25 protein-coding genes and 3 tRNA genes are annotated in these 26,300 nt (G+C 52.5%); 12 read left to right on the top strand and 16 right to left on the bottom strand.

What is annotated here, in order from left to right:
* Nucleotides 1–27: 27 nt before the first annotated feature.
* Both HMPREF1024_RS05965 and HMPREF1024_RS05970 read right to left on the bottom strand, forming a co-directional pair.
* Nucleotides 28–708 carry a molecular chaperone gene (locus HMPREF1024_RS05965; RefSeq protein ID WP_009309358.1) on the bottom strand — a complete coding sequence of 227 codons (681 nt, stop codon included), beginning with the start codon at nucleotides 706–708 and terminating at the stop codon, nucleotides 28–30.
* Nucleotides 709–758: 50 nt separating this feature from the next.
* Nucleotides 759–1,301 (bottom strand): fimbrial protein, encoded by a 543-nt coding sequence (locus HMPREF1024_RS05970; RefSeq protein ID WP_009309357.1) that lies wholly within the window; start codon nucleotides 1,299–1,301, stop codon nucleotides 759–761.
* A gap of 647 nt (nucleotides 1,302–1,948) precedes the next feature.
* Here HMPREF1024_RS05970 and HMPREF1024_RS0127230 point away from each other — a divergent pair.
* Entirely contained in the window at nucleotides 1,949–2,302 is a 354-nt protein-coding gene (locus HMPREF1024_RS0127230) for a DUF4156 domain-containing protein (protein WP_016529871.1), read from the top strand.
* Nucleotides 2,303–2,345: 43 nt separating this feature from the next.
* On the opposite strand, the gene yjeJ is transcribed toward HMPREF1024_RS0127230, so the two are convergent.
* Genes yjeJ through HMPREF1024_RS05985 form a run of 3 tightly spaced genes read right to left on the bottom strand, consistent with a single transcriptional unit; the run spans nucleotide 2,346 to nucleotide 6,632 of the window.
* Nucleotides 2,346–3,206 carry a YjeJ family protein gene (yjeJ, locus tag HMPREF1024_RS05975; RefSeq protein ID WP_009309355.1) on the bottom strand — a complete coding sequence of 287 codons (861 nt, stop codon included), beginning with the start codon at nucleotides 3,204–3,206 and terminating at the stop codon, nucleotides 2,346–2,348.
* Between the two features lie 26 nt (nucleotides 3,207–3,232).
* The gene (locus HMPREF1024_RS05980; protein WP_009309353.1) at nucleotides 3,233–5,353 is read right to left on the bottom strand and encodes a peptidase domain-containing ABC transporter; all 2,121 of its coding nucleotides are present in this window, start codon (nucleotides 5,351–5,353) and stop codon (nucleotides 3,233–3,235) included.
* Nucleotides 5,346–6,632 carry an HlyD family secretion protein gene (locus HMPREF1024_RS05985; protein ID WP_009309351.1) on the bottom strand — a complete coding sequence of 429 codons (1,287 nt, stop codon included), beginning with the start codon at nucleotides 6,630–6,632 and terminating at the stop codon, nucleotides 5,346–5,348. Before HMPREF1024_RS05985 ends, HMPREF1024_RS05980 begins: the two co-directional genes overlap by 8 nt.
* A gap of 378 nt (nucleotides 6,633–7,010) precedes the next feature.
* Here HMPREF1024_RS05985 and HMPREF1024_RS05990 point away from each other — a divergent pair, with 378 nt between their 5' ends.
* The gene (locus HMPREF1024_RS05990) at nucleotides 7,011–7,586 is read left to right on the top strand and encodes a winged helix-turn-helix domain-containing protein (protein ID WP_009309349.1); all 576 of its coding nucleotides are present in this window, start codon (nucleotides 7,011–7,013) and stop codon (nucleotides 7,584–7,586) included.
* A 160-nt stretch (nucleotides 7,587–7,746) separates the two neighbouring features.
* Here HMPREF1024_RS05990 and epmB read toward each other — a convergent pair whose 3' ends face one another.
* On the bottom strand, nucleotides 7,747–8,775 hold the full coding sequence (gene epmB / locus HMPREF1024_RS05995; protein ID WP_009309347.1) for an EF-P beta-lysylation protein EpmB: 1,029 nt from the start codon (nucleotides 8,773–8,775) through the stop codon (nucleotides 7,747–7,749).
* A 41-nt stretch (nucleotides 8,776–8,816) separates the two neighbouring features.
* On the opposite strand from epmB, the gene efp reads away from it, so the two are divergent.
* The 4 genes from efp (at nucleotide 8,817) to sugE (ending at nucleotide 10,355) form a co-directional block, all read left to right on the top strand.
* On the top strand, nucleotides 8,817–9,383 hold the full coding sequence (gene efp, locus HMPREF1024_RS06000; protein ID WP_002885506.1) for an elongation factor P: 567 nt from the start codon (nucleotides 8,817–8,819) through the stop codon (nucleotides 9,381–9,383).
* 73 nt (nucleotides 9,384–9,456) lie between these two features.
* Complete coding sequence (locus tag HMPREF1024_RS06005) at nucleotides 9,457–9,588, top strand: entericidin A/B family lipoprotein (protein WP_002885511.1); 132 nt, start codon at nucleotides 9,457–9,459, stop codon at nucleotides 9,586–9,588.
* A 159-nt stretch (nucleotides 9,589–9,747) separates the two neighbouring features.
* Nucleotides 9,748–9,894 carry a lipoprotein toxin entericidin B gene (gene ecnB / locus HMPREF1024_RS0127225; protein ID WP_002885518.1) on the top strand — a complete coding sequence of 49 codons (147 nt, stop codon included), beginning with the start codon at nucleotides 9,748–9,750 and terminating at the stop codon, nucleotides 9,892–9,894.
* Nucleotides 9,895–10,037: 143 nt separating this feature from the next.
* Nucleotides 10,038–10,355, top strand: a complete 318-nt coding sequence (gene sugE / locus HMPREF1024_RS06010) for a quaternary ammonium compound efflux SMR transporter SugE (RefSeq protein WP_002885521.1) — start codon at nucleotides 10,038–10,040, stop codon at nucleotides 10,353–10,355.
* On the opposite strand, the gene HMPREF1024_RS06015 is transcribed toward sugE, so the two are convergent.
* The 5 genes from HMPREF1024_RS06015 to frdA all read right to left on the bottom strand — a co-directional run bounded on the left by HMPREF1024_RS06015 (nucleotide 10,352) and on the right by frdA (nucleotide 14,292).
* Nucleotides 10,352–10,885, bottom strand: a complete 534-nt coding sequence (locus HMPREF1024_RS06015) for a lipocalin family protein (protein WP_002885523.1) — start codon at nucleotides 10,883–10,885, stop codon at nucleotides 10,352–10,354. The genes sugE and HMPREF1024_RS06015 overlap by 4 nt on opposite strands.
* A 113-nt stretch (nucleotides 10,886–10,998) precedes the next feature.
* Nucleotides 10,999–11,358, bottom strand: coding sequence for a fumarate reductase subunit FrdD (gene frdD / locus HMPREF1024_RS06020; RefSeq protein ID WP_002885526.1), 360 nt, complete (start codon nucleotides 11,356–11,358; stop codon nucleotides 10,999–11,001).
* A gap of 10 nt (nucleotides 11,359–11,368) precedes the next feature.
* A complete protein-coding gene (gene frdC, locus HMPREF1024_RS06025) occupies nucleotides 11,369–11,764 on the bottom strand; it encodes a fumarate reductase subunit FrdC (RefSeq protein WP_009309343.1) in 396 nt (131 codons plus the stop codon).
* A gap of 10 nt (nucleotides 11,765–11,774) precedes the next feature.
* Entirely contained in the window at nucleotides 11,775–12,509 is a 735-nt protein-coding gene (frdB, locus tag HMPREF1024_RS06030) for a fumarate reductase iron-sulfur protein (RefSeq protein ID WP_004177729.1), read from the bottom strand.
* A complete protein-coding gene (gene frdA, locus HMPREF1024_RS06035) occupies nucleotides 12,502–14,292 on the bottom strand; it encodes a fumarate reductase (quinol) flavoprotein subunit (protein ID WP_009309341.1) in 1,791 nt (596 codons plus the stop codon). The genes frdB and frdA overlap by 8 nt, the downstream gene beginning before the upstream one ends.
* A 275-nt stretch (nucleotides 14,293–14,567) precedes the next feature.
* Between frdA and epmA the strand changes: the two genes are divergently transcribed.
* Together epmA and yjeM are read left to right on the top strand one after the other, a co-directional pair.
* Complete coding sequence (epmA, locus tag HMPREF1024_RS06040) at nucleotides 14,568–15,545, top strand: elongation factor P--(R)-beta-lysine ligase (protein WP_009309339.1); 978 nt, start codon at nucleotides 14,568–14,570, stop codon at nucleotides 15,543–15,545.
* Nucleotides 15,546–15,727: 182 nt separating this feature from the next.
* The gene (yjeM, locus tag HMPREF1024_RS06045) at nucleotides 15,728–17,230 is read left to right on the top strand and encodes a glutamate/gamma-aminobutyrate family transporter YjeM (protein ID WP_009309337.1); all 1,503 of its coding nucleotides are present in this window, start codon (nucleotides 15,728–15,730) and stop codon (nucleotides 17,228–17,230) included.
* Between the two features lie 37 nt (nucleotides 17,231–17,267).
* Here yjeM and mscM read toward each other — a convergent pair whose 3' ends face one another.
* The 3 genes from mscM to rsgA all read right to left on the bottom strand — a co-directional run bounded on the left by mscM (nucleotide 17,268) and on the right by rsgA (nucleotide 22,805).
* On the bottom strand, nucleotides 17,268–20,597 hold the full coding sequence (gene mscM / locus HMPREF1024_RS06050; RefSeq protein ID WP_009309335.1) for a miniconductance mechanosensitive channel MscM: 3,330 nt from the start codon (nucleotides 20,595–20,597) through the stop codon (nucleotides 17,268–17,270).
* A 23-nt stretch (nucleotides 20,598–20,620) separates the two neighbouring features.
* On the bottom strand, nucleotides 20,621–21,583 hold the full coding sequence (gene asd, locus HMPREF1024_RS06055; RefSeq protein WP_002885536.1) for an archaetidylserine decarboxylase: 963 nt from the start codon (nucleotides 21,581–21,583) through the stop codon (nucleotides 20,621–20,623).
* 160 nt (nucleotides 21,584–21,743) lie between these two features.
* Nucleotides 21,744–22,805 carry a small ribosomal subunit biogenesis GTPase RsgA gene (gene rsgA / locus HMPREF1024_RS06060; RefSeq protein ID WP_002885537.1) on the bottom strand — a complete coding sequence of 354 codons (1,062 nt, stop codon included), beginning with the start codon at nucleotides 22,803–22,805 and terminating at the stop codon, nucleotides 21,744–21,746.
* A gap of 94 nt (nucleotides 22,806–22,899) precedes the next feature.
* On the opposite strand from rsgA, the gene orn reads away from it, so the two are divergent.
* A complete protein-coding gene (gene orn / locus HMPREF1024_RS06065; RefSeq protein WP_009309332.1) occupies nucleotides 22,900–23,445 on the top strand; it encodes an oligoribonuclease in 546 nt (181 codons plus the stop codon).
* 43 nt (nucleotides 23,446–23,488) lie between these two features.
* Here orn and HMPREF1024_RS06070 read toward each other — a convergent pair whose 3' ends face one another.
* Complete coding sequence (locus tag HMPREF1024_RS06070) at nucleotides 23,489–24,220, bottom strand: transporter substrate-binding domain-containing protein (protein WP_004177719.1); 732 nt, start codon at nucleotides 24,218–24,220, stop codon at nucleotides 23,489–23,491.
* Nucleotides 24,221–24,514: 294 nt separating this feature from the next.
* Here HMPREF1024_RS06070 and HMPREF1024_RS06075 point away from each other — a divergent pair.
* The 3 genes from HMPREF1024_RS06075 to HMPREF1024_RS06085 all read left to right on the top strand — a co-directional run bounded on the left by HMPREF1024_RS06075 (nucleotide 24,515) and on the right by HMPREF1024_RS06085 (nucleotide 24,882).
* Nucleotides 24,515–24,590, top strand: a tRNA-Gly gene (locus HMPREF1024_RS06075).
* A gap of 68 nt (nucleotides 24,591–24,658) precedes the next feature.
* Nucleotides 24,659–24,734 (top strand) — tRNA-Gly (locus HMPREF1024_RS06080).
* Between the two features lie 72 nt (nucleotides 24,735–24,806).
* A tRNA-Gly gene (locus HMPREF1024_RS06085) sits at nucleotides 24,807–24,882 on the top strand.
* A gap of 270 nt (nucleotides 24,883–25,152) precedes the next feature.
* Here the strand turns inward: HMPREF1024_RS06085 and queG are convergent.
* A complete protein-coding gene (gene queG / locus HMPREF1024_RS06090) occupies nucleotides 25,153–26,292 on the bottom strand; it encodes a tRNA epoxyqueuosine(34) reductase QueG (protein WP_004178333.1) in 1,140 nt (379 codons plus the stop codon).
* Nucleotides 26,293–26,300 lie beyond the last annotated feature (8 nt).

Below are 26,300 nucleotides of genomic sequence, written 5' to 3'. Positions count from 1 at the left end.
TAATTATATTTTATGCATCAAGCTCAACTATAAACTGCTTTGATAAAGGTCGCTTTGGCCACCCATATCATTGATAATTTTCCATTCTACTTTCCCACCACCGCCTGCAGGCAATGAGTAACTTGCTGAAGAGAATGGTGCAACGAAGTTTTTATCTTTCATTACTATTGATTGACCATTCACCTTGATAAACATGAAATTAATGTAAAAAGCTGACGGGTTTTTGACGATAATCTGATTGCCATTTTTTGACCATGATAATTCTTTAGCATGATTTACTGGCAAGTCATCGCTTAGTCCTTTCGGGCGGAAAATGAGCTTAAGTCTGGTACGAACTGCAATTTGCAACGTATTACGATCGGCATCTGTCGTACTGGCCGGGATTGACGTCGTATTAAAAAAGAAAAGTGACTCACGATCGGCAGGCAAAACGCCATCAAGCTTAAAGATCCTGACAACATTTTTTTGTTTACCTTCCAGACGAAAGAGGGGGGGCGTAACTAAAAAGTGTGTCCCAGCATTATTATTGTTTTCAATCCATGATTTAATTAGATAAGGAGTACTGTCCAGGTTATCAAGGGATACGCTCGCCTCCTTTTTACCTTCTGCATAAATTATACGAGTCGTTCCGACCTGTACTCCTGCGTAGCAGGCGAGAGAGGTAGAAAAAAGGAGTATAATGGATAGCAATGAATTTAAGATTCGCATAATGCACCATATATAAAAATGCCTCTCATATAAATGAGAGGCATTGATAATTAGTAAGTTACCAGCAGGGTCGCAACGCCATTTGCAGTACCAGCGTCAACGGTGCTTTCAACTTGTGCATAAGTTGCTTTAAATGCAACATTTGCGGCGCCAGCTGTCAGTGGAATTGCAGCAGATTTCTCACCCAGTTTCAGGTGATTGTTGTTGGAATCCATCAGCTGGATGGCAACACCTTTTGCAACACCAGTGTTACCGTAGCCGGTCAGTTTCAGGTAGTCATTCAGACCATTGTAATAGTCGCCGTCAAAAGTCACATAAGCGTCGGTTTTAGTGGTAGGGCAACCTGACAGGGAGATAGTGATCGCAGCCAGACCAGAACCGTTACCCGCAGTGGAACCGACGCCAGAGAATGCAGATTTTGGTACAGAGCCGAGAGTAACCTGACCGGTAGAAGAACCAGTATTTTGTACATCGACAGTACATGCGCCATCAGTAATGTCACCGATAAAATTAACGGTGCCATCGTTAGCGCTAGCATTGAATGCTACCAGGCCGCTTGCGGCGATCAGTGCTGCGATAATACGTTTATTCATTTGAAAATTCCTTGTTTCATTTCTAGATGATAGTTTTAAAAAACCAGTTAACTTCTAAAAGCGCAGGAGTTTTAAGCATACTTACACAACACACTTATTTTCCCTTTGCCTGCAGTGGACCTTCGCGTTGGCGAGAATTCCACAGCGCAACGAAAATAATGCACAATGGGTGAGGTCACGTAATGAATTTGATGTGACTTTTACTATGTGAGAGTGTGAAATTTATCAAATCTATTTGTTCATAGAACACAATGCTTTGATTTATTATTGATGAGGTGATTTTAATTTGTTTGCATCATTTTATTGATGTATCTTTATTCGATTAAGAAAGCATAAAATATTTTAGTCATGAACATTAAATAACAAAGCTTATGTGAGTTCTCAATATTTGGTGTTTTGGAAAAATTCAAAATGCCAAATTTTATAAAAACAATATGTTTTACAGTGGGTTATAGCACGAAAAGTATGCCAGTTATCAAGCGATATCGCCTATCTTTACGCGCAGGGGCTGCCATACACCGCGACAGGTGTCCGGAAGGCACACACCGCTCTTTACGATAGATTAATAATTTCAATTTGATCATCTTTTTAGTATAAGTTGTAGATGTGAGGCTAGTGGGCCCAACTAAATGATTATGGGGAGCAACATGCAGGTGAAATATTTTGCAGTGATAATTGGGGCTTCGCTACTGCTGGCAGGGTGCAGTTCGAGCAGTGATTTGACCGCAGGAGGGGAGGCGGTACGCTTCGTGCAGGATAAACCAGGAGCTGAATGCCAGTTGTTAGGTACCGCGACGGGTAAACAAAGCAACTGGCTCTCTGGGCAAAACGGTGATGAGGGTGGCTCGATGCGGGGGGCTGCAAATGCCCTGCGAAATCACGCTGCCGCGATGGGGGGGAACGTGATTTATGGGGTGAGCAGTCCAACACAAGGGCTACTTTCCAGTTTCGTACCTACGGATAGTGAGATGAATGGTCAGGTTTATAAGTGCCCGGACTGATCGTTTCGATTTGGCTCTCCTTCTTCGAAGGAGAGCTTTTCCCTTAGAACTCAAGTTTTGCCTGTTGCTCAATAAAAAATGTCTTTAATGGATGCAGACAGGCTTCCAAACTATCCATGTTGCCAACAGTCGGAATAACTTTACTGAATATCTCACACAAGGAATACTTTTCATTTACTACCCTTAATTTTGGACACTGTTCATTGATGCGTATAGTGATACTATTTTCTGCTTCAGAAGGATGAACCGCATTCGTTTTAATTACGGCTCCGGAGAGAATTTTTTTACCATTTTCGGTTTCATAACAATAAAGTACCGCGAGATGGTGAGAAAATAGATTCTGCTTCCATAATTCGTGTTCAAAATATTCATAGTTAAAACGAGTATCTTCCATAACTTGCACTGCATACAGCATCACAAAATCTGTAGTGGAATCTATAAGGTTGAGAAAATCTTCGGCATCAGCGTGTAAAAATGCCTGGCGTATTGCAAGTAGAAGTACCTCTGCTTGCGTGTCATCAATTGTGATAATTTCAATTTGCTCTGATTGAAGCATGGCGATCAGCGTTGAGTCCGATTTTCCTGGTTTGAGCGTTAATGAAGCGATTCTTCTCTCAGGCTCAGGCATCTGTACTTCGTTAGCATCTATACCTGGAATATTTTTTATACACAGCTCTGCCTGCTCATGCAACTGACCCCGATAGGTTTCACCATGTTCTAACAATCGATGAGCTACTCTGTGTAATTGATTTCTTAAAATAATTAACAAATCAGTTAATGTTGTATATTGTAAATAATATATTTGACATGTGTTATCACTTCTTTTTATTTTCAGCGCCAGAGCAAGAAAATTATCATTTTGCTTTATGATTGCGGTGTTAAAACCTAGCACGGTACTTAGCATATGGTTATCCTTTTCCATTATTCAGTTTATGATGCTTGCTTTCCATATTGAGAAAGATCAATGATCCGGTCTGCAGACGCTATCGTTGAAGGACGATGCGCGACAATGATTCGGGTTATACTTAAACTGGCAATAGATTGGTTTATGGCAGACTCATTCTTCAAATCAAGATGACTTGTTGCTTCATCCATAAACAAAATGCTCGGCTTGCGGTAAAGCGCTCTGGCAATTAAGAGTCTTTGTTTTTGCCCACCTGAAATACCCAGCCCTAACTCACCTATCATTGTTTCATAACCCATTGGCATTTTCATAATTTCATCATGAATATTACTGCGTCGAGCACACTCAACAATTAATTCTTCATCCGCATTATCTTCAAACCCGCTGATATTATCGCTAATTGACCCCGAAAAAAGACGATCTTCTTGCAGGACACATGCTGTCCCCAGGCGGTAGTTATTAAGCCCTATTTTATAAATGTCAAGATTATCGGCAATTACCTCACCTGAAGTTGGAGATAACAAACCACACATCACTTTCAGTAAAGTCGTTTTACCGACCCCTGAAGGTCCAACAAGCGCAATAGATTCTCCTGGCTCAACCTGCAGGTTAAAGTTAGAAAAAATAGGTTGCGAGAACGGGTCATATTGATAACTGAGATTTTTAATCTCCAGCTTCACTCCACTATTCTCATCGAAAACTCGACGTGCCGGGAGCTCTTTCTCGGGTTCGCTGAAAACAATCTCAGATAGTCTCTCGTTATGTAATGATAACATCCGCAGTTGCATAAAGAGATCGATCAAATTAGATGCTCTTTGAGAAAACTGGCCACGATAAGAGTTAAACGCCATAAACATACCTAACGTCATGTTGTTATCAATCACCATAATGGCGCCTAACCATAGGATAGCAACTTGATCTATAGATGATATGAAGGTGTTTATGCCACTGAACATCATATCAAAGCGAGTTTGTTTAATTCCTGCATTACATGCATCAATGTTAATATTAAGCCAATGCTGCGAACGGCGCTCTTTTAAATTAAGAGCTTTAATCGTTGATATTCCATAAAGTGACTCCATGAAATGAGAGCTCGAGCGGGCTCCTTTAATGACTTGTTCTTCTGCTACCCGACGGTAAAAACGGTATGTCGCCAAGCGCATAATGGCGTAGCAAAGTGTAAATCCTACGACCACCCATACTAGCCAGCCGCCGTAAAGGGTTAACATAATTAACAGACCAATTGTCATGATCGAGTCAATGATGCCACTGACAATACTGTTAGTGAACGTTGAGCGGATAGTATCCAATGAAGTAAAACGTGACTGGATATCACCAAGATGCCGTTTTTCAAAAAAGGATAACGGCAAACTTGTCAAGTGATCAAACAATGTCGTTTTCCATTGAATATTAGTCAGAGTATTGAGAGTCAGTGAGGTCCATGCCCTTAGCATACTGACAAAGGTACGGAAGAGAGTGAAAAAGACCAGTCCTATACAAATGACGGATAACAGACTCTGGTCATGGGCCATGATGACATGGTCTGTGACCAGTTGGGTACCAATGGGGAGTAAAAGGCCAATGGCTTCGATTACGACAGAGAATGCGAAGATTTTAATTAATGCAGACTTTAATCCGACAATGTTTCGCATCAGGTCTAATAAACGTAAGCGTGCTTTTGCCTTTTCTTGCTGAAAGTTCTGATCGGGCCAAAGTTCCAGAGCCACGCCGGTGAAATTATTAGACATCTCCTGCAAACCAATTATACGTTTACCCAAAGCAGGATCATGCACAACATAGCTAGATTTTCGTACTTTCGTTAGAACGACATAATGATTCATTCCCCAGTGGAGAATACAAGGGAGCTTAAGCTGTTTTATTTCATCTAAATCTAATGAAAGCGCGCGATTTTTAAGGCCAGCACGCTCGGCGGTTTTGCTCAAATGCAGCAGTGAAGCGCCTTGCGATGGGCTGCCGAAGCGTTGGCGGAAATTGAATAAGTCTATATCTAATCCATAGTGTCCGCAGATCATTGCCAGGCTGGCGATACCACATTCCGCTGATTCTGATTGTAAAATTACCGGTGTTTTCTTAATTAGCGAAAAATTTAACTTTGCAATAATCGTTTCAAAGAGTTTGTTATTCATTAATTGGGCCGCTCACACTTTGAGAAATTTTATAAAACGGTGTAAACATCCACATATATAACGGACGCTCTTCAAGAAAAACAACAGCTTCGGCTTTTAATCCATTAGATAAGTACAATGTTTTTCCATTGTAACTAAAGGATTTTTGCTTGATTTTTACAATCGTTTTATATAGTGCAAGCTCTTGCTGATTCGTGCCATTATTAACGTTAGTATATTCTGACATTTCCTGTCGTGAAGCAGGCATAGATGATATCGATATTACCTCTCCTGGAAATTGACCAAATTTATCTGCCGGAAAGGCATCGTATCGGATGTTGATTGTATCCCCCGGTTTTACGTAAGGAATACTATTATTGGGTAACCATAAAATAAGATAGTACTCAACATTACCGGTGGGCTTTATTTGTGCCAAACTACTCCCATTATCAACCATTTGCCCTTTGGTTACGGCTAGCGATTCGATTCTTCCATCCGTTGTCGCCTTGATGATGACATTGCCTTTTGCATCGGACTCAACTAGTTGATTTTTAAAATCATTAATTTGATTTTGTTGGTTTGATATTTGATTATCAAAATCTGCCGCTTTGGTGACTTTATCACTTGTGAACTGGGTTATCTGAGATTCCAGTTGCATCTTTTGGCTTACCAGAGATTGATACGCACTTTGCTGTTGAAAATAAAGTGAGTGCTGATAGTTGTACTGATCTTTTGTAATGAGGCCTTCTTTCAGATACTTATCGTAACTTGAAAGATTCTGATGCATTTTATTTAACCCTGCCTGCGTGTTGGCAAGCATTGAGGTTGTTTCGCTAAGAGATTTTTTAATCGTATTTAGTTGTGTGTCTAATGCATTCAATGTTTCATCTTTGTTGCGAATTAGTTTTGTAATAATGCTCTCAGCATTAATGATCTTTTCATTTATGACGGCAGTTTGAGCAAGACTCACATTACCGTTAGTGGTATTACGAGAAATATCTATTTCATATAATTTTTGACCTTTTTTGACTATATCTCCGACCTTAACATATTGATTTAACACAAAGCCTTGCTGCGGTGCAAAGACGTTAACGGAATGCGGTAATGTGATGACTTCCCCCCGTACATCTATACGTTGGGTGAATGTACATAGGATAAGAGTCGAGATGAGTGCGATGAGAAAACAACTTGACAGAGTAACGATAAGCCATGCTGGCATACCTGCCAGTAATAATGCTTTTCCTTTCCAGTGCAATTTCTTATATTCAATCGCTTCCTTGCGATAGAGCTTTCGTGCCATGAGTTTCCACTTTTGTTATTGATTCGAAGATAATTTTCTGACAGTAATGGAAAATTATATGATGTTTGTAACATGCCCGCTGGACTTTACATCTTGGCGGACGTTGTATTAATTTACTGTTTTTAACTATGAAGTGCATATGAATTATGCATAAATTTACATTTCTTTTGTATTGAATGAGATTAGATCGTAAAATGACGTGAGCTTGTGAAGCTCTTATCATGGACGTATATATTTTTCAGATTTATATTTTTAATGGGTAACATAGGGATTCTGAAGAAGATTAGTTTTTTATATGGATTGGCGCATCTGTTTTTTTCTGTGAATTATACGAGAATAATTGGTTTCTCCGATAAATAAAGAATATGGAAATGCTTTATGACATTTAATTCATACATCATTAATGATGAGGTTATTTTTAATATGGACGTGAATGAGCTTCAACCAGTAGCGGGGAAAGACCATGAAGCCATTACGTTAAATACCCCCACAGCCCGATGTTTACAACTACTTTTAGAAAGTAATGGAAACATTATTTCCCGAGATGAATTTTTATCCGCTGTGTGGAAAGAGCGTGGTGTCGTTGTTTCGCAAAATACTTTTTATCAAAATATCTCCTTGCTAAGGAAATCGTTGCTCAGAGCGGGACTGACTCAGGATGTTGTTGTTACGGTTAGACAACGTGGCTTCGTCATTGCTACCGGAACCGTAATTCGACAAGTTACACTGCAGAACGAGTTCAATAGTGCTCAACCGTTAAGTACCGACGCAAGCATGCGAATAATAAATGATAAATATATAGCCAGAATTGATGATGCAGAAGTGCAAAATAGCGTGAGGAAAACTTTCAGGATCAATGGGTTAACTTCACGACAACTATCATGGTGGACCTTTATTATTGTAGCCATAATGGCCATAATCAATATAATTTTTTTATGCTTCAAATATTTTTGATTTCTATTGAAGTATAGCTGGATTAAGTTGGATAAATGAATACTCATTATCATTTATCATCATTTAAATCTTCTTATTACCCAGCCTCCAGTACGCCTGGAGACTGGGTATATTGTTCTTCTTTAAAACAGAGTTACTGCTTTATCCTTATTCGGAAGCACTAACGTTGCTTCAGCCCTAAATCCAGCGGCGTCTTGCTGGGTTCCCCGCCAATCTCGCGCGCCAGCTTCGGCACCATATAGCCAGAGATGAGGGTCAATAGTTCGCGCATGATTTCACGGGCTTCATCATCGCTGACCATGAAGTGCGCCGCTCCCTGCACCCGATCCAGCACGTGCAGGTAGTAGGGCATTACCCCGGCGTCGAACAGCGCATTACTGAGGTCGGCCAGGGTTTGCGCGTTGTCGTTCACCCCGCGCAGCAGCACGCTCTGGTTGAGCAACGTGACGCCCGCCTGACGCAGCATGGCCATCGCCGCGCGAAACTCACCGTCAATTTCATTCGCGTGATTGACGTGGTTAACCAGGATTACCTGCAGCGACGAACGCTGGAAGCGACTGGCCAGCGTCTCGGTGATGCGCGCCGGGATCACAATCGGCAGGCGGCTGTGAATACGCAGGCGCTTAACGTGCGGAATAGCTTCCAGCTGGGTCATTAGCCAGTCAAGCTCATGGTCCTTTGCCATCAGCGGGTCGCCGCCGGAGAAGATGATTTCATCAAGCTGCGGATGCGCCGCGATGTAGTCCATCGCTGTCTGCCAGTTGCGCCTGGTGCCCTGATTTTCGGCATAAGGGAAGTGGCGGCGGAAACAATAACGGCAATTGATTGCACAACCGCCTTTCACCAGCAGCAGGGCCCGGTTGCGATATTTGTGCAACAGACCGGGCACCACGCTTTGCTGTTCTTCCAGCGGATCGGTGGAGTAGCCGGGGGCGACGATAAATTCTTCCTCAGCGGTAAGTACCTGACGAAGCAGTGGATCGTTAGGGTTGCCTTTCTCCATGCGGGCGATAAACGCGCGCGGGACGCGCAGCGGGAACAGGCGTCTGGCCTCGCGTCCGGCCAGCAGTTTTTCATCAGCGTCTACATTTAAAAGACGCAGCAGTTCATCAGGACTGGTCACAACATTGGCAAGTTGCGTTATCCAATCTTCTCTGGATGGGGTATTTAGGGTTACAATATGCGCCATTTTGTGGCTTAGCTACCAGTTAAACAATTTCAGAGGGCCTTATGGCGACTTACTATAGCAACGATTTTCGTGCTGGTCTTAAAATCATGTTAGATGGCGAACCTTATGCGGTAGAAGCCAGCGAATTCGTTAAACCAGGTAAAGGCCAGGCGTTTGCGCGCGTTAAGCTGCGCCGTCTGCTGACCGGTACCCGCGTTGAGAAAACCTTCAAATCTACCGATTCCGCAGAAGGCGCGGACGTTGTCGATATGAACCTGACTTACCTGTACAACGACGGTGAGTTCTGGCACTTCATGAACAACGAAACCTTCGAGCAGCTGTCTGCTGACGCGAAAGCGATCGGTGACAACGCTAAATGGCTGCTGGATCAGGCTGAGTGCATCGTGACCCTGTGGAACGGCCAGCCGATCGCGGTCACCCCGCCGAACTTCGTTGAGCTGGAAATCATTGAAACCGATCCAGGCCTGAAAGGCGACACCGCGGGTACCGGCGGTAAACCGGCGACCCTGTCTACTGGCGCGGTGGTTAAAGTTCCGCTGTTCGTTCAGATTGGCGAAGTGATCAAAGTGGATACTCGCTCTGGCGAATATGTATCCCGCGTGAAGTAATTTCGCGTCATGATGACCGGCGTAGCCTCCGTGCTGCGCCGCTCTTTTCGTACAGGCACAACGAGCACGATACATGAAGCGCAGCGTTAAACTCCTGGTGTTACTCTTTCTGAGCAGCGCGCTGTTGGCTGGCTGCAATACCGCCCGCGGTGTGGGTGAAGATATTCAGGGCCTGGGCCACGCTATCTCTCACGCTGTGAGCTGAATTTCCCTGCCGTTTCGTTAATGGCGCTTGCCTCCCGGTATGTCAGCCTCCTCCACGCATACTCCTTTTCTCTTAAAAATCGCAAAGATCCCTTCATCTTTGGACGGTTTGTCTATGCTTATAGGGCATGAAAACAAAACTGACACTAAGGATGACATTATGGTGAAAAAAACGATTGCAGCGTTCTTTACGGTTTTGGTCCTCTCTTCAGCACTGACCGCTTGTAACACCACGCGCGGTGTCGGTGAGGATATTTCAGACGGCGGCAACGCAATCTCTGGCGCGGCAACCAAAGCTCAGCAATAAACGCCGTCAACGGTACGGTTTAGCGCCGTACCGTTCTTCACTTCTCTCATTCCGTTGGATATACTCACCACGACTTTTCATCCACCTTACGGGACGACCCGTAAGCGTTTCTCATCCGGGGACGGCCCCAGCAAAGGAGCCTTATGTCCTGGATAGTCTTGTTTATCGCTGGTCTGCTGGAAGTGGTGTGGGCCGTCGGCCTGAAATATACCCATGGCTTTAGCCGCCTGGTTCCCAGCGTTATCACCATCGTGGCGATGGTGGCCAGCATGGCGCTGCTCTCATGGGCGATGAAAACCCTACCGGTAGGTACCGCCTACGCCGTCTGGACCGGGATCGGCGCCGTGGGCGCCGCCGTGACCGGTATTGTGCTGTTAGGGGAATCCGCCAGCGCCATGCGTATCGCCAGCCTTGTCTGTATCGTGATTGGCATCATTGGCCTGAAGATCAGCGCGCACTAATCATAGCGCTGATTGACCCAGACCAGTTTGCCGACATCAAAGCCCTGTCGGGTGGCAATGTCCAGCATCTGCTGCCTGACCTCCGGGGCGATGGTCGGCGCCCGGGCCAGCAGCCAGAGATAGTCGCGATCGGGGCCGCAGACCAGCGCGTAACGATACTCCTTATCCAGAGCAATGACGTTATAGCTGCCGTAGAAAGGGCCGAAGAAGGAAATCTTCAGCGCGGCGCGGCTGGGCTCCCCGGTAAAGTACGCTACCCCGTCCGTTTTCTGCCACATGCCGCGGTCGGGGTTATAACCTTTATTCACCACATCCAGACCGCCGTCATCACGTGGGTGCCAGGCGATCGTGACTTTTTCCAGCCCGCTTTCAAAAGGGTGGTCAAAGCGGGCGATTTCATACCAGGTACCCAGATAGCGCTGAACGTCGAAGGGACTGACCACGGTGACGCCCGGCGGCGGGGCGGGCGTGCTGCAGGCGACAGACAGGAACGAGACGGCAATCGCGGTGATTATCGGCAGGATACGCATGGCATGCTCCTTGCTGGCTTTTAAGCTAAGTGTAGAGTCCAGCAGGGAAAAGGCGGCAAGATTTTTCTATGAAGCGAGCCCGGTAGCAGAAATGCGACCGGGCTCTTGCAGGATCAGATAAACAGTACGCCAACGAGGGTGATGACGCTGAGGATTGCCGCCAGGCCGTAGAAGACCCATTTACCGTTTGGCACATGGATTTTCAGATCGTGCATGGCGTGGTGAATACGATGCAACCCACACCACAGCGGCAGGACAATCATCAGAAAGATGAACGCGCGGCCGATAAAGCTTTGGGCAAAGGCCAGCACACGCTCATAGCTGAAGGCGTCGGCCGGGGCGAGCCCCAGCGGCAGCAGGATGCCGACCAGCAGCACCATCACCGGCGCGACGATCGCGCCCCACATGCCGCCTGCGCCAAACAGCCCCCAGAATACGGGTTCATCGGAACGTTTCGGATTGGGATTAATCATCTCAGCCTCCTTACCAGAACAGGGCGACAAACAGGATCACCACGGTGACCGCCGCCGTCACCACCCAGAGCCCTTTAATGACCGGCTCTGGCCCCATTTTTTCGCCTTTGATGATGACGTTGGCGGCTTTCGGCGCCAGCTCAAACCAGGTTTTGGTGTGCAGCAGCGCCGCCGCCAGGGTAATCAGGTTGAGGATCACCACCACCGGGTTTTGCAGGAATCCGATATATCCCGCCCAGCTCTCGGCGCCGTGCTTGAGGGCAAATAGCCCATAAATCAGCACAATGCTAAACCATACCGTCGGTACCGCCGTGCCTTCCCGTACCATGTAGAAGCGATAAAACGGCAGCTTTTTCCACCAGGTGGAGGTCATTGGCCGCACGTAGGGTTTGCGTTTCGTCGTCATAATGCACTCCTTAGCGTGGTTTCAGGGTGGCGATAAGAAAGTCTTTCGAGCTTTCCACCTTGCCCTGCTGGATCGCCGCCGCCGGGTCGACGTGCTTCGGACACACTTCCGAGCAGTAGCCCACGAAAGTGCAGGTCCAGACGCCATTCTGGCCGTTAAGCTGCGCCATGCGTTCCTTTTTACCGTGGTCGCGGCTGTCTTCGTTATAGCGGTGGGCGAGGGTGATCGCCGCCGGGCCGATAAATTCCGGGTTCAGGCCGAACTGTGGACAGGCGGCATAGCACAGCCCGCAGTTGATGCAGCCGGAAAACTGATGGTATTTCGCCATCTGGGCCGGGGTCTGCTTGTTTGGCCCCTGGTCAGGCGTGCGGTTATTGCCGATGATATACGGCTTAATGGCTTCCAGGCTTTCGATAAAGTGGGTCATGTCCACCACCAGATCGCGCTCGATCGGGAAGTTGGCCAATGCCTCCACCTTGATGCCTTTGGTGTAATCGCGCAGGAAGGTTTTGCAGGCCAGCTTCGGCACCTTGTTGACCATCATGCCGCAGGAACCACAGATTGCCATTCGGCAGGACCAGCGGTAGCTCAGGTCTGGCGCCAGGTTGTCTTTGATGTAGCCCAGCGCGTCCAGCAGCGAGGTCTGTTCATCGTAAGGCACGTCATAGAACGCGCTGTGCGGTGCGGTGTCGACCTCCGGATTGTAGCGCACCACTTCGACTTTCAGGTTTTTCATCTCAGCCATGGGTGGTCTCCTTCTTCTCAGCCGCGTCCGCTTCTGCGCCATAGACACGTTTTGCCGGCGGCAGCGTGGTGATCTTCACATCGCCATATTCCAGACGGGTAGTGCCATCGGCCTCGCGGAAGGCGAGGGTGTGCTTGAGGAAGTTGACGTCGTCGCGTTCGGTACAGCCTTCATCCAGACGCTGGTGCGCCCCGCGCGATTCTTTACGGGCGATGGCCGAGTGCGCCATACATTCGGCAACGTTTAAACCGTGCCCCAGCTCAATGGTGTAAAGCAGATCGGTATTGAACACGCTGGAATTATCGGTAATGCGCACGCGCTTAAAGCGCTCGTGCAGTTCAGCCAGCTTGTCGATCGTTTTCTGCATCAGCTCCGGCGTGCGGTAGATGCCGCAGCCTTCCTCCATCGACAGCCCCATTTCATCGCGAATTTTCGCCCAGTTTTCGTTACCTTCCTGGTTGACGAGATCTTTCAGGCGCTGCTCCACATCGGCAGCCTGCGCATCGAGGGCGGCGCCGTTTGCCTCGCCCGCCTGAGCGGCGCGCTGCATGGCCTGCTCCCCGGCCAGGCGGCCGAAGACCACCAGCTCGGCCAGCGAGTTGGAGCCCAGACGGTTGGCGCCATGTAAGCCAACGGACGAGCATTCGCCCACGGCAAACAGCCCTTTGATCCGGGTTTCGCACTGCTGATCGGTTTCAATACCGCCCATGGTGTAGTGCGCGGTCGGGCGCACCGGGATCGGCTCTTTCACCGGATCGACGCCGACGTAGGCTTTCGCCAGTTCACAGATAAACGGCAGACGCTCCAGCAGTTTTTTCTCGCCGAGGTGGCGGAGATCGAGGTAGACCACGTCGCCGCGCGGCGTCGGGATGGTGTTCCCTTTCCGCCACTCGTGCCAGAAGGCCTGGGACACTTTGTCGCGTGGGCCTAGCTCCATATATTTATTCTTCGGTTCGCCGAGCGGGGTTTCCGGGCCCATGCCGTAATCCTGCAGATAGCGGTAGCCGTTTTTGTTGACCAGAATCCCGCCTTCGCCGCGGCAGCCTTCGGTCATCAGGATCCCGGAGCCCGGCAGGCCGGTCGGGTGATACTGAACGAATTCCATGTCGCGCAGCGGCACGCCGTGTCTCAGGGCCATCCCCATCCCGTCACCGGTGACGATGCCGCCGTTGGTGTTGTAGCGGTAGACGCGCCCGGCGCCGCCGGTAGCCAGCACTACGGCGTTAGCGCGGATCTGCACCAGGGTGCCTTCAATCATATTCATCGCCACCAGGCCGCGGGCCTGCCCGTCATCGACCAGCAGGTCAAGGACGAAATGTTCGTCAAAGCGCTGAATTTGGGGAAACTGAAGGGAGGTCTGGAAGAGGGTATGCAGCATGTGGAAGCCGGTTTTGTCGGCGGCAAACCAGGTGCGTTCGATTTTCATGCCACCGAAGCGCCGGACGTTGACGCTGCCGTCGGGGCGGCGGCTCCATGGGCATCCCCACTGCTCCAGCTGGGTCATTTCCGTCGGGCAGTGATGAACAAAATAGTCGACGACATCCTGCTCGCACAGCCAGTCGCCTCCCGCGACGGTGTCGTGAAAATGGTACTCAAAGCTATCGTGATCCTGGGCAACGGCTGCGGATCCCCCTTCTGCAGCGACCGTATGGCTGCGCATCGGATAGACTTTAGAAATCAGGGCGATTTTAGCGTTGGGGTTGGCCTGAGCGGCGGCGATAGCGGCACGAAGGCCTGCCCCGCCGGCGCCAATTACGGCGAGATCGGCTTGAAAAGTTTGCACGACATTCCTCCAGTTTTAGTGTATTTCGCCGCCGGGCTGGCGAAAAAGTATCACTGCTCCTTTATAGGTACAGGAGTATAGCCTTAGGGTCAGTATGGAAAATTGACGTGTTCGATTTTTTTATCGATATGTGCGGTTATTTATCAGTGGTATTTATGCGTCAGGGTTAACGATAGATTAATGGCATGTAGTCTGCCGGAGATTGCACAAAATTTGTTTCACTCGCCGGTTGCGAGTAGACTTCGTGCCCTTAATTTGCAATCGGAGAAAGTACCATGAGCGAGACGGCAACCTGGCAGCCGAGCGCACCCATTCCCAATCTGTTGAAGCGCGCGGCGGTGATGGCGGAAATCCGCCGTTTCTTTACCGATCGCGGCGTGCTGGAGGTGGAGACGCCTTGCATGAGTCAGGCGACGGTAACGGATATTCATTTGTTCCCGTTCGAAACCCGTTTCGTCGGCCCGGGCCATTCTCAGGGGCTTAACCTGTACCTGATGACCAGTCCGGAATACCACATGAAGCGCCTGCTGGCGGCAGGTTGCGGCCCGGTCTTCCAGCTGTGCCGCAGCTTCCGTAATGAAGAGATGGGGCGTCATCACAATCCGGAATTCACCATGCTGGAGTGGTATCGTCCATGCTATGACATGTATCGCCTGATGAATGAGGTGGACGATCTGCTGCAGCAGGTGCTGGAGTGCCAACCGGCGGAAAGTCTCTCCTATCAGCAGGCGTTTCAGCGCCATCTGGAAATTGACCCGCTCTCTGCCGATAAAGCACAGCTGCGTGAAGTCGCAGCGAAGCTGGATCTGAGCAATATCGCCGATACTGAAGAAGATCGCGATACCCTGCTGCAGCTGCTGTTCACCATGGGCGTGGAGCCGCACATCGGCAAAGATCGACCAACGTTCATTTATCATTTCCCGGCGACTCAGGCCTCTTTAGCGCAGATCAGCCCGGAAGATCATCGGGTCGCTGAGCGCTTTGAGGTCTATTACAAAGGTATTGAGCTGGCGAACGGTTTCCACGAGCTGACCGACGCCCATGAACAGCGCCTGCGGTTTGAGCAGGATAACCGCAAACGCGCCGCGCGCGGCCTTCCGCAGCAGCCCATCGATAACAACCTGCTGGCGGCGCTGGAGGCGGGTCTGCCGGACTGCTCCGGCGTGGCGCTGGGCGTTGACCGCGTGGTCATGCTGGCGCTGGGCGCTGAAAGCATCGGCGAAGTGATCGCCTTTACGGTAGACCGCGCCTGATCGCTTTTTCACCTCCCTCCGCCGCCGGGTGGGGGAGGTGAAAGACGACTCTGAACCTGACACCCTCGCCCCGGCTTTAGCCCGAATACCCACAATTTCCCTCCGTGATTTTGCTACTATCCGCGCTCTTTTTATGAGGCCAGGCGTCGCTCGTCGGGCGATGCCCACGTTTGGATAGATTTATGCATCAACAACTCAAGAAGATGAGCCTGATCGGGCTAATTCTGATGATCTTCACCTCGGTATTTGGCTTTGCCAACAGCCCATCGGCGTTTTATCTGATGGGCTATAGCGCGATGCCGTTTTACCTTTTTTCCGCCCTCTTTTTCTTTATCCCGTTCGCGCTGATGATGGCGGAGATGGGCTCAGCTTATCGTCGCGAAGAGGGCGGGATCTATTCCTGGATGAACCACAGCGTCGGGCCGCGCTTTGCCTTCATTGGTACCTTTATGTGGTTTGCCTCGTACGTAGTGTGGATGGTGAGTACCGCCGCTAAGATCTGGGTCCCGCTCTCTACTTTTTTGTTTGGCGCGGACAAAACCCAGACCTGGGCGCTGGGTAGACTGACGCCGACGCAGACGGTCGGTATTCTGGCGGCCTGCTGGATGGTCGTGGTGACCTTTATTGCCGTCAAAGGGATCAATAAAATCGCTAAAATTACCGCCGTCGGCGGTATCGCGGTGATGGGGCTTAACCTGGTGCTGCTGCTGGTGAGCGGGGCGATCCTTCTGCTTAACGGCGGTCATTTCGCCCAGCCGTTAAACTTCACCCTTTCGCCTAATCCCGGGTATCAGTCGGGCATGGCGATGCTGTCGTTTGTGGTATTTGCCATCTTTGCCTATGGCGGAATTGAGGCGGTCGGCGGCTTAGTGGATAAGACCGATAAGCCGGAAAAGAACTTTGCCAAAGGTATTATCATCGCGGCGATCGTTATCTCGATCGGTTACTCGCTGGCGATTGTGCTGTGGGGCGTGAGCGCCAACTGGCAGCAGGTGCTTGGCGCGCGTTCGACCAACCTCGGCAACATCACCTATGTGCTGATGACCAGCCTCGGGGCGACGCTGGGCCAGGCCCTGCACCTGACCCCTGCGGCGTCAGCCCTGACCGGGGTCTGGTTCGCCCGTATTACCGGCCTGTCGATGTTTCTCGCTTACACCGGCGCGTTCTTCACCCTCAGCTATTCTCCCCTGAAAGCGATTATCCAGGGCACGCCAAAAGCGCTCTGGCCGTCGGTGATTACCCGCCTTAACGTCAACGGAATGCCCGCCGCGGCGATGTGGCTGCAGTGTCTGCTGGTCGGGGTGTTTATCGTACTGGTATCGTTCGGTGGGGATAGCGCTTCCGCGTTTTATAACAAGCTGACGCTGATGGCCAATGTCTCTATGACCTTGCCTTATCTGTTCCTGACCATCGCCTTCCCGTTCTTCAAGGCGAAAACCCATCTTGACCGGCCGTTCGTGATCTTCAAAAACCGTCCGTCGACGCTGCTGGCGACTGGCGTGGTGCTGCTGGTGGTGACCTTCGCCAATATCTTCACCATTATCCAACCCGTCATCGACAGCGGGGACTGGAACAGCACCCTGTGGATGGTGGGTGGGCCGATCTTCTTCTCACTGCTGGCGCTGGGGATCTACGAAAGCTACCGTCGGCGCATGGCGTCCGGCGCGCTGGTGATGGAGAGTTAAAGAGCCTGCCCGGCGGTGCCGCCGGGCAGGGGATGGTTTACAGGCTACCAGCCGTACGGCGGCTGGTTTTTCCGGCCGAGGTCATGGTTTTACTGCTTTGCCTGCCGTCAATACTTTCCAGACGCATCTGGAACGGAGGGAACGGCATATCAATGCCATGCTCGCGGAAGCCCGCCAGGATCAGCTGATGCATCTCATGGCGCAGCGGCATGCGGTGCCCCATCTCCGCGGCAAAAATACGTAGCTCGAAAATCTGGATCCCCTGCTGCAGGTCGACGAGAAACGCCTCCGGCGCCGGGGTATCGATGACCAGCGAGCAGCGATGCGCCGCGGCGATGAGAATTTTCGTCACCTCTTCGGTATCGGCGTCCACAGGCGCCGGCACCGTCAGCACCACGCGGGTAACCGAGTCCGACAGCGACCAGTTGATAAACTGTTCGGTAATGAACGCCTTGTTCGGCACGATAATCTCTTTTCGGTCCCAGTCGCTGATGGTGGTCGCACGGGTATTAATGCGGGTGACGCTGCCCGTCAGGTCGCGAATGGTGACCGTATCGCCGATGCGGATCGGCTTCTCAAACAGGATAATCAGGCCGGAGATAAAGTTGGCGAAGATCTCCTGCAGGCCAAACCCGAGACCCACACCCAGCGCGGCGACCAGCCACTGCAGCTTCGACCACTCAATACCGATCATCGAGAAGCCCACCAGCCCGCCGACCAGCATCAGCAGATACTTAGTGATGGTGGTGATGGCGTAGCCGGTGCCGGGCGTTAAATCGAGATGCTGGAGGATCGCCAGTTCCAGCAGCGCGGGCAGGTTGCGTACCAGCTGAGTGGTGATGATCAGCACCAGAATGGCAATCAACACCGCGCCAAGCGTAATAGGCTCAAGGCTTTCCACCCCTTGTACCGTCGAGGTCACGTCCCACAGCGAGATATTCTCAAGGAAGCCAAACGCCGAGTGAATTTCCGACCACAGCACGATGACCGATAGCAGCGCGATCAACATCAGCAGGGAGCGCACAAGCCGCAGCGACTGGGTACTGATGGCATCGAGGTCGACCTCGCTGACCTCCGTCTCCACCGACCCTTCCGGGCTGCTGACGTGAACGGGCTCATCTTCGCCGCGGGCGCGCTGAGCGAGAATTTCCGCGCGACGATGGCGGGCCCGGTCGAAGGCCAGCCGGCGGCGCTGGATCAGCATCCAGCGGCGGATGATGTGATAGACCACCAGCAGCAGGAACCAGATGGCGACCGAGGTTTCCAGACGCGCAAGCAGCGCCTGGGCGGTGGCGAGGTAGCCGACGGCGGCCGCCAGCATGGCCACCAGCGGGGCGCCAAGCATCAGGTTCCACAGCAGGCGGTTCACCATATTGTCGCCATTCCCCTCTTTATCCAGATAGAGCGGAATACCGGCGTGCTTAAGGCTCAGGGTGACCACCGCTAGCGCGCCGCAGATCAGCAGGAAGCACAGGCGGCCCAGCGAAGCGGAGAATTCGCGGTCGTTAAGATTATCGAACATGATCAGCGCCATAATCAGCGGCACAATCAGCCCGATGCTCATCAGGTAGTAGCGCATCGCCTTCGCCACGCGGCTACGCGGCCAGCCGAAGTGGGCGATAAACAGCCCGTTTGGCCGGGCGAAGGTGGCGCAGATCATCACCACCCACAGCAGAGGCACCGTCGCGGTGACTCCATCGCCAATCGCCACCGCCAGCGGGAACGGCCAGGCGGACTGCAGACCATAGCCGAGCGTCATCCACAGCACCGGCAGCGGCGAGGCCACCAGTATCGACCAGAAGACCGTGCGCAGCGTCAGCCAGAAGTGATCCTGAGTGACTTTCCCCACCCGGGCGCTGGAGCGCTCGAGAAAGCGGGTGAAATGGCGCCGCGAGCTGATGCTAAAGCCAACCAGCAGCAGGGCGGCAAACAGCGGCAGCAGGGTCTCTTTGCTGGTAAGCATCATCGCGCTGGCTTTACCCAGTTCGCTGATGGTATCCAGGGAGATCAGGCGCCGCAGATCCTGGACGATCTCTAGCGGCCAGGAGAAGCCGATGGGGCTGACGTCCGAAGTCCAGAACAGATAGCGGTGGGTGGCTTCGTTGATCTCTTTCAGCGCGTCTTCCAGCTGGCCGTTGGCGACCTTCAGCTTGGTGAGCTCCAGCATCAGGGTGTCGCCGCCGCGCAGCAGCGAGTTCAGCAGCTCGTTCTGCGTGCGCAGCTGCGCCTGCAGGATCTTGTTCTGCTCGCTGGTCAGCGGTTCGCCGTCGGCCTGGCGGATCTGCCGCAGCTGCGGCTGCTTACTCAGCAAATCTTCAAAGCGCAGACGCTGCACGCGCAGCTGCGCCATTTCCGTATCCAGCTGCTGCGGGCGAGGGCGCTCCGGCAGCCTCGCCACCTGGGCGCGCAGGGCTTCGCCCAGCAGATTGGAGGAGCCCAGCCACTGCGACTGCTCGCGCAGAGTGTTTAACGCCTGGCGCACCTGCAGCGTTTGATTCGTCGCCTGCCGCTGCTGGGACGCCACCAGATCCATGCGCTGCGCCTGCTGGTTCAGCGCCTGGGAGAGCTCACGGTTGACCTTAAACTGGGCGGTGATGTCCGGCGGCAGGTTTTCACTGTTCTCCGCCAGCAGTTCGGTACTCTCCAGCGCCTTTTCCGCCTCCCGCTGGCGCTGGCTGTTTTGCAGATTGCGCAGCGCCTGCAGATAGGCATCCAGCTGCTCGCTCTGCTTTTGCGCCAGTTCGGAACGGGCGCGCGACAGCTCCTGGCGGTTGTTGGCGGAGAGCTGGGCGAGGTCGAGTTCATCCACCAGCGCCTTCAGACGCGCCGATTCCGCCTGCAGAGCAAGATTTTGCGCCTGGGCGAGAGCATTGTTGCCGGTTTGCGTGCCGATGCGGCGCTCAACCTCATTGAGCTGACGACGGGCATCGATTTGCTGCTGCGGCAGCTGGTTCAGGGAGTCGGCGATTTCACGCGCGCGATCCTGCTCCTGCTGCGCCTGGCGGCTCGATTCCAGCAGCTGACTGCTGACCTGCAGGATCTCCTGGTTCAGCGCATCGGCGGTCAGGCCGGTTGGCACCTGGCGCGGCTCTTCGCTCAGATTATTGAGCTGGGCACGCAGGCTTTGAAACAGTTTGGGGAAATTGTCGATAACGTCCTGATACTGACGGGCGCGCTCGAGGGATGATTTTCGCTCCTCAAGCGCGTTCAGCGCGGACTGCAGAACTTCAACGGTTTCAGGCTGGGCGGGCTTTGCCGCCTTCGCCTGTTCCAGTTCCTGGGTTATCTGTTTAGCATCCGGGGCTGTCGCAGCGTACGCCCCGAAACTGAGGCTCAAGGCCAACAGGAAAGTGTATATCAGGCGCACGGCATAACCCTTTTGCTGAAGAATTAACCTTGGTCTTGTTTATCGTCAACCAGCGGGCTGGCGCGGTGTTCGGCGCGGATCTCTTCTTCCGGTAACGGCGCGGGTTCAGCGGCGGCGGTCGCTTCCACTGCTGTCGCCAGCGGTTGGCCGATCTTGGTCACGGACAGGCTTTGCAGCGTGTCGACCAGCTTCACCTGGCCCGGGGCAAACAGGTTGATCACGGTGGAACCCAGTTTGAAGCGGCCCATCTCCTGGCCTTTCAGCAAGGCGATGGAGCCTTCGTTGTCGCCAGCGGGCCAGGTCCAGCGTTTAATAATGCCTTCGCGCGGCGGGGTCACGGTGCCGGACCACACGGTCTCGATGCTGCCGACGATAGTTGCGCCCACCAGAATTTGCGCCATCGGGCCAAACTCAGTATCAAACAGGCAGATGACGCGCTCGTTACGGGCGAACAGGTTCGGGACGTTCTGCGCCGTCAAGTGGTTAACAGAGAACAGGTCGCCAGGAACGTAGATCATTTCGCGCAAGATGCCGTTGCACGGCATGTGTACGCGGTGATAGTCGCGCGGCGACAGGTAGGTGGTGGCGAAGCTGCCGTTACGGAACAGGTCGGCCATCTGATAGTTGCCGGCCAGCAGGGCTTCCAGACTGTAGTCATGACCTTTAGCCTGCAGGATTTTATCGTTCTCAATGGCGCCAAGCTGGCTGATCACGCCATCGGCCGGCATCACCAGCACGTTTGGATCGGTATTCAGCGGGCGAACGTCGTCGCGCAGCGGGCGCACGAAGAAATCGTTGAAGGTGCGATAAGCCGCGGTATCCGGCTTCTGCGCCTCTTTCATATCGACCTTGTAGTATTTCACGAACAGATCGATGACCAGCTTCGTCAGCCAACCTGCGCGTTTGCTCGCACCCCAGCCTGCGAGGCGGGTGAGCCACAGTTTAGGCAGAATGTATTGCAGTGAAAGTTTAAGATCGTTTAACAAAGTAGCCTCCAGGCCATGATATGTCGTTCCTGACCCCGCCTGCGGGCGGGGACCTGAAAAAAGGGGACGATTCTATACGTAAAACTCGCCAAATGGCATCCGCGTAAGCTGCGTCATCACTGCTGCCCGGCAGCGCCTGACGTGATGCTCAGCTTAATGATCAGTCATCGGACGAGGAAAAGTTTTTACGCGTTTTTACCTGTACCTGCGCCATGCTTTCCAGGATGCGGTGATAGTTCTCAAAACGGCTTTCGGCGATCTTGCCGTTCTCTACCGCTTCGCGAAGCGCACAGCCAGGATCGGTATCGTGTTTACAGTCGCGATATTTGCAACGGCCTAAATAATCATGGAATTCGACAAAGCCGTTGGTGATTTGTTCCGCTTCCAGATGCCACAGGCCGAACTCACGTACCCCCGGTGAATCAATCACATCGCCGCCGTGCGGGAAGTGGTAGAGGCGTGCAGCGGTGGTGGTGTGTTGACCTAAGCCGGAAACGTCCGAGACATCATTGGTGAGGATCTGATCCTCGCTCAACCCGAGCAGGGCGTTCAGCAGGCTCGATTTACCGACCCCGGACTGCCCGGCGAAGATACTGATGCGGTCGGTCAGGGCCGCTTCCAGCGGCTTAAGGCCGTCCTGAGTCCGACTGGAAACCAGCAGCACGCGGTAACCGATGTTGCGGTAGATATCCATTTGCTCATTGACGAAGCGCAGACCATCATCATCCAGCAGATCGATTTTATTCAGCACAATGAGCGGCTCGATATCCTGCGCTTCGCAGGCCACCAGATAGCGATCGATAATATTCAGCGACAGCTCAGGCAGGATCGCGGAAACCACCACGATCTGGTCGATATTGGCGGCGATAGGCTTCACGCCGTCGTAAAAATCCGGACGCGTCAGGACGGAGGCGCGATCGTGCACCGCCTCGACGATCCCTTTGACGCTTACGCCGTCGGCGGCGTCTTTGCCCGGCCGCCAGACCACGCGGTCGCCGGTGACCAGCGAGCGGATCGTCCGGCGGATATTGCAGCGATGCACGCTGCCGTCAGCGGATTCGACGTCGGCATGCATACCAAAGCGACTGATGACAATGCCTTCCGACGTTTCGCCAAACAGGTTGTCATCGTAGTCGGCCTTCTCCGCAGTGGTTTTCAGACGGCGCTGGTGGTTGGCTTTGACGCGGCGCTGCTGGCCTTTGGAGAGTTTATTTTTACTCAATCGAACTGGCTCCTGGTCGCCCTGATGGGGCAAAACCTCTATGATACACGCTATTTTAGATGAATATAGTCACGCGAGAAGGGTGGAAAATAGCATGAGTGCAAATGAAAACAACCTCATTTGGATCGATCTTGAGATGACAGGGCTGGATCCGGAGCGCGATCGCATTATCGAAATCGCCACCCTGGTGACCGATGCCAACCTGAACATTCTGGCTGAGGGCCCGACCATCGCGGTGCATCAGTCGGACGCTCAGCTGGCAGTAATGGACGAGTGGAATGTGCGGACGCATACCGGCAGCGGTCTGGTGGATCGCGTAAAGGCGAGCACCGTCAGCGAGCACGATGCCGAACTGGCGACCATTGAGTTTCTTAAGCAGTGGGTGCCGGCGGGCAAGTCGCCGATCTGCGGCAACAGTATCGGCCAGGATCGTCGCTTCCTGTTTAAGTACATGCCGCAACTGGAAGCCTATTTCCACTATCGCTATCTGGACGTTAGCACGCTGAAAGAGCTGGCGCGCCGCTGGAAGCCGGAAATTCTCGACGGCTTTAAAAAGCAGGGCACTCATCAGGCGATGGACGATATCCGCGAGTCGGTCGCCGAGCTGGCTTACTACCGCGAACACTTCATTAAACTGTAAACCGCGACCGGGCCCTGTGCGCGGCCCGGTACACTTTTCTGCGTTATTTAAACCACTTCTGCTGCATCTGCTGGAAGTCAGGTGTCGCCATGACCGCGGCCAGGGCATCGTTGATGGCGTTCAGCAGCTCCGGATCGTCTTTGCGCACCGCAATCGCATACTGCTTACCGTAATAAGCCGGGTCGGTGGCCCGTTCATCCATGATGGCGTAGTCAGGGTTCTCCTGCTGCCAGGCGTCGAGGGTGGCGAAGTCGCCCATGACGCCGGTTATTTGCCCGGCTTTCAGCGCGGCCAGGGCGCTGGCGACATCGTCGTAAGGGACAGCCTGTACGGCTTTCTGTTTATCACGCAGGTAGCGCTGATGCAGCGTGCCTTTCACCACGCCGACTTTTTTAGCCTTCAGATCGGCAAAGGTATGGGCGACATCTTTGTTGACGATCACTACCCCGGAGAGCGCCTGGCGATAGGGTCGGCTGAAGGCGACCTGCTTCTCACGCATCGGGATCACTTCCATGCCGGCAATCACCGCGTCAAATTTCTTAAAGCGTAAAGCCGGGATCAGGGTATCGAAACGCTGCGCCGTGAACTGGCACTGCGCCTGCATCTGCTGGCACAGGGCGTGCGCGAGATCGATATCGAAGCCAACGGGCTGATTTTTGCCGTTGGCGGTGACAAACGGTGGATTGGCCGTGGTGGTGCCAAAATGGAGCGTCTCGGCTGACGCGGTTCCGATGGCCAGCGTGCTCAGCAGCAGGACGGTGAGGACTTTTCTCATGCTAATTCCCTGTTTGGCGTCGGGGTGGCCTCGTTATACGTCGCGCCACCGCTGTATGATGCGAGCGATTTTGCGTCATTCAGCCGGGCGGAAAAAGCGATTTTGCCCGTTATGACGCTTATTTATACAATTCAGCGGCGTAGATGGCGAGAAAATGTCCATTTAAACAAAAAACGCAAAAAAGTGATCGTCAGGGGGTTGCAGGGGCATCGAATTCTCGTATAATGCGCCTCCCGTAACGACGCAGAAATGCAAATTACGACGCCATCGAAATATGGCAAAAAATGCAGTAACGCGGGAATAGCTCAGTTGGTAGAGCACGACCTTGCCAAGGTCGGGGTCGCGAGTTCGAGTCTCGTTTCCCGCTCCAAAATTTGAAAGCACCATCCTGATCAAAGGATTTCATCTCGCAGATGCGGGGCGAAAGCCGAAGATTAAGCGGGAATAGCTCAGTTGGTAGAGCACGACCTTGCCAAGGTCGGGGTCGCGAGTTCGAGTCTCGTTTCCCGCTCCAAAATTTGAAAGACACACCACACCAGTCGCAGTTTTCAGGTTGCTAGACGGTAGCTTGAATGACGATGATTAAGCGGGAATAGCTCAGTTGGTAGAGCACGACCTTGCCAAGGTCGGGGTCGCGAGTTCGAGTCTCGTTTCCCGCTCCAAATTTTCTTCCATCTCTTATTTATCCACAGTGCAATCCAGCGCCGGGGATGATTTTCGTTTGGTCCGCAGAAATACTGTGAACAGAGTTATCCACAGGTTGTCGTTCCGTCACTGGCGGCGCAAATGCTTCGCTTTGTAAATAGTATCTTTGTATGTGATTGAAATTTAACAAATAAATTTCATTTCAAAATGTTAATCCGATCACTTGACCTTGGTCTGCGCCTTGAAACGCAATGTGTTTTAGATTTTATTCACAGCCTGTGAATGAATCAGGCGTCGCGCGGCAAGCCTTTCTCTACCACTCTGACCAGACGTAATTTTTTCGGCAGCTGTACTTCAACGGCGTCGGCGTTCCGCTTTTTCAGTTGCTGGGCAATCGCCCACTCAATGTGTTCGTCGAGAAGCGGGTGCTCGCCCCGGCGGCTCTCCAGGGCGCGAAGATGGGCTTCATCCCAGGGCGCATTGCCCAACGCGACGGCGATATTACGCAGCCAGCGCAGGTGGCCAATGCGACGAATCGCCGACCCTTCGGTCACCTTCAGAAACCACGCTTCGCTCCAGGCGAACAGCTCCACCAGCGGCGGGGCATGCAGCGCTTTGCGTGGGCTGAAATCCTCTTCATCGGTGAGCTGTGAGAAACGGTTCCACGGGCAGATCAGCTGACAATCATCACAACCGTAAATACGGTTGCCGATAAGTGGACGGAACTCCTCGGGGATTGCACCTTCCAGTTCAATGGTGAGATAGGAGATGCAGCGCCGGGCGTCGACGGTATAGGGCTCAACGATGGCCCCGGTGGGACAGATGGTCATGCAGGCGACGCAGCGCCCACACTCTTCCGCGACCGGGCTGTCGACCGGCAGGGGCAGATCAATCAGCAGTTCGCCGAGGAAAAAGAACGATCCGGCGTCGCGGCTTAAGATAAGTGAGTGCTTACCTGTCCAGCCTAGGCCCGCTTTTTCTGCGATTGGCCGTTCCAGGATAGGCGCGGAATCGACAAAAGGTCTAAAATTGAGCGAAGCACACTGTTCCTGAATCTTCTCCCCCAGCTTTTTCAGGCGATTACGTAGCAGCTTATGATAATCACGCCCGAGGGCATAACGGCTGACGTAACCCAGCGTGGGATCTTTCAGGGTGCGGGCAAAGGCGGCGTTAGCGGGCAGATAGTTCATCCGCACGCTGATGACGCGTAACGTACCGGGCAGCAGTTCGTGGGGACGGGCGCGCATCATACCGTGACGGGCCATCCATTCCATTTCGCCGTGGTATTGTTTATCCAGCCATGCCTGCAGTTTGGGTTCACTGGCGCTGAGGTCGGTATCGGCGATCCCCACCTGCTGGAACCCAAGCTCTGTGCCCCATTGTTTGATTTGTTGCGCTAACTGAACGAGATCGAGGGGCTGTGACATGATGGACC

This window comes from Klebsiella sp. 4_1_44FAA, from assembly GCF_000238715.1.
GTDB lineage: Bacteria > Pseudomonadota > Gammaproteobacteria > Enterobacterales > Enterobacteriaceae > Klebsiella > Klebsiella pneumoniae.
This window is presented reverse-complemented; position numbering and strand designations above follow the sequence as displayed.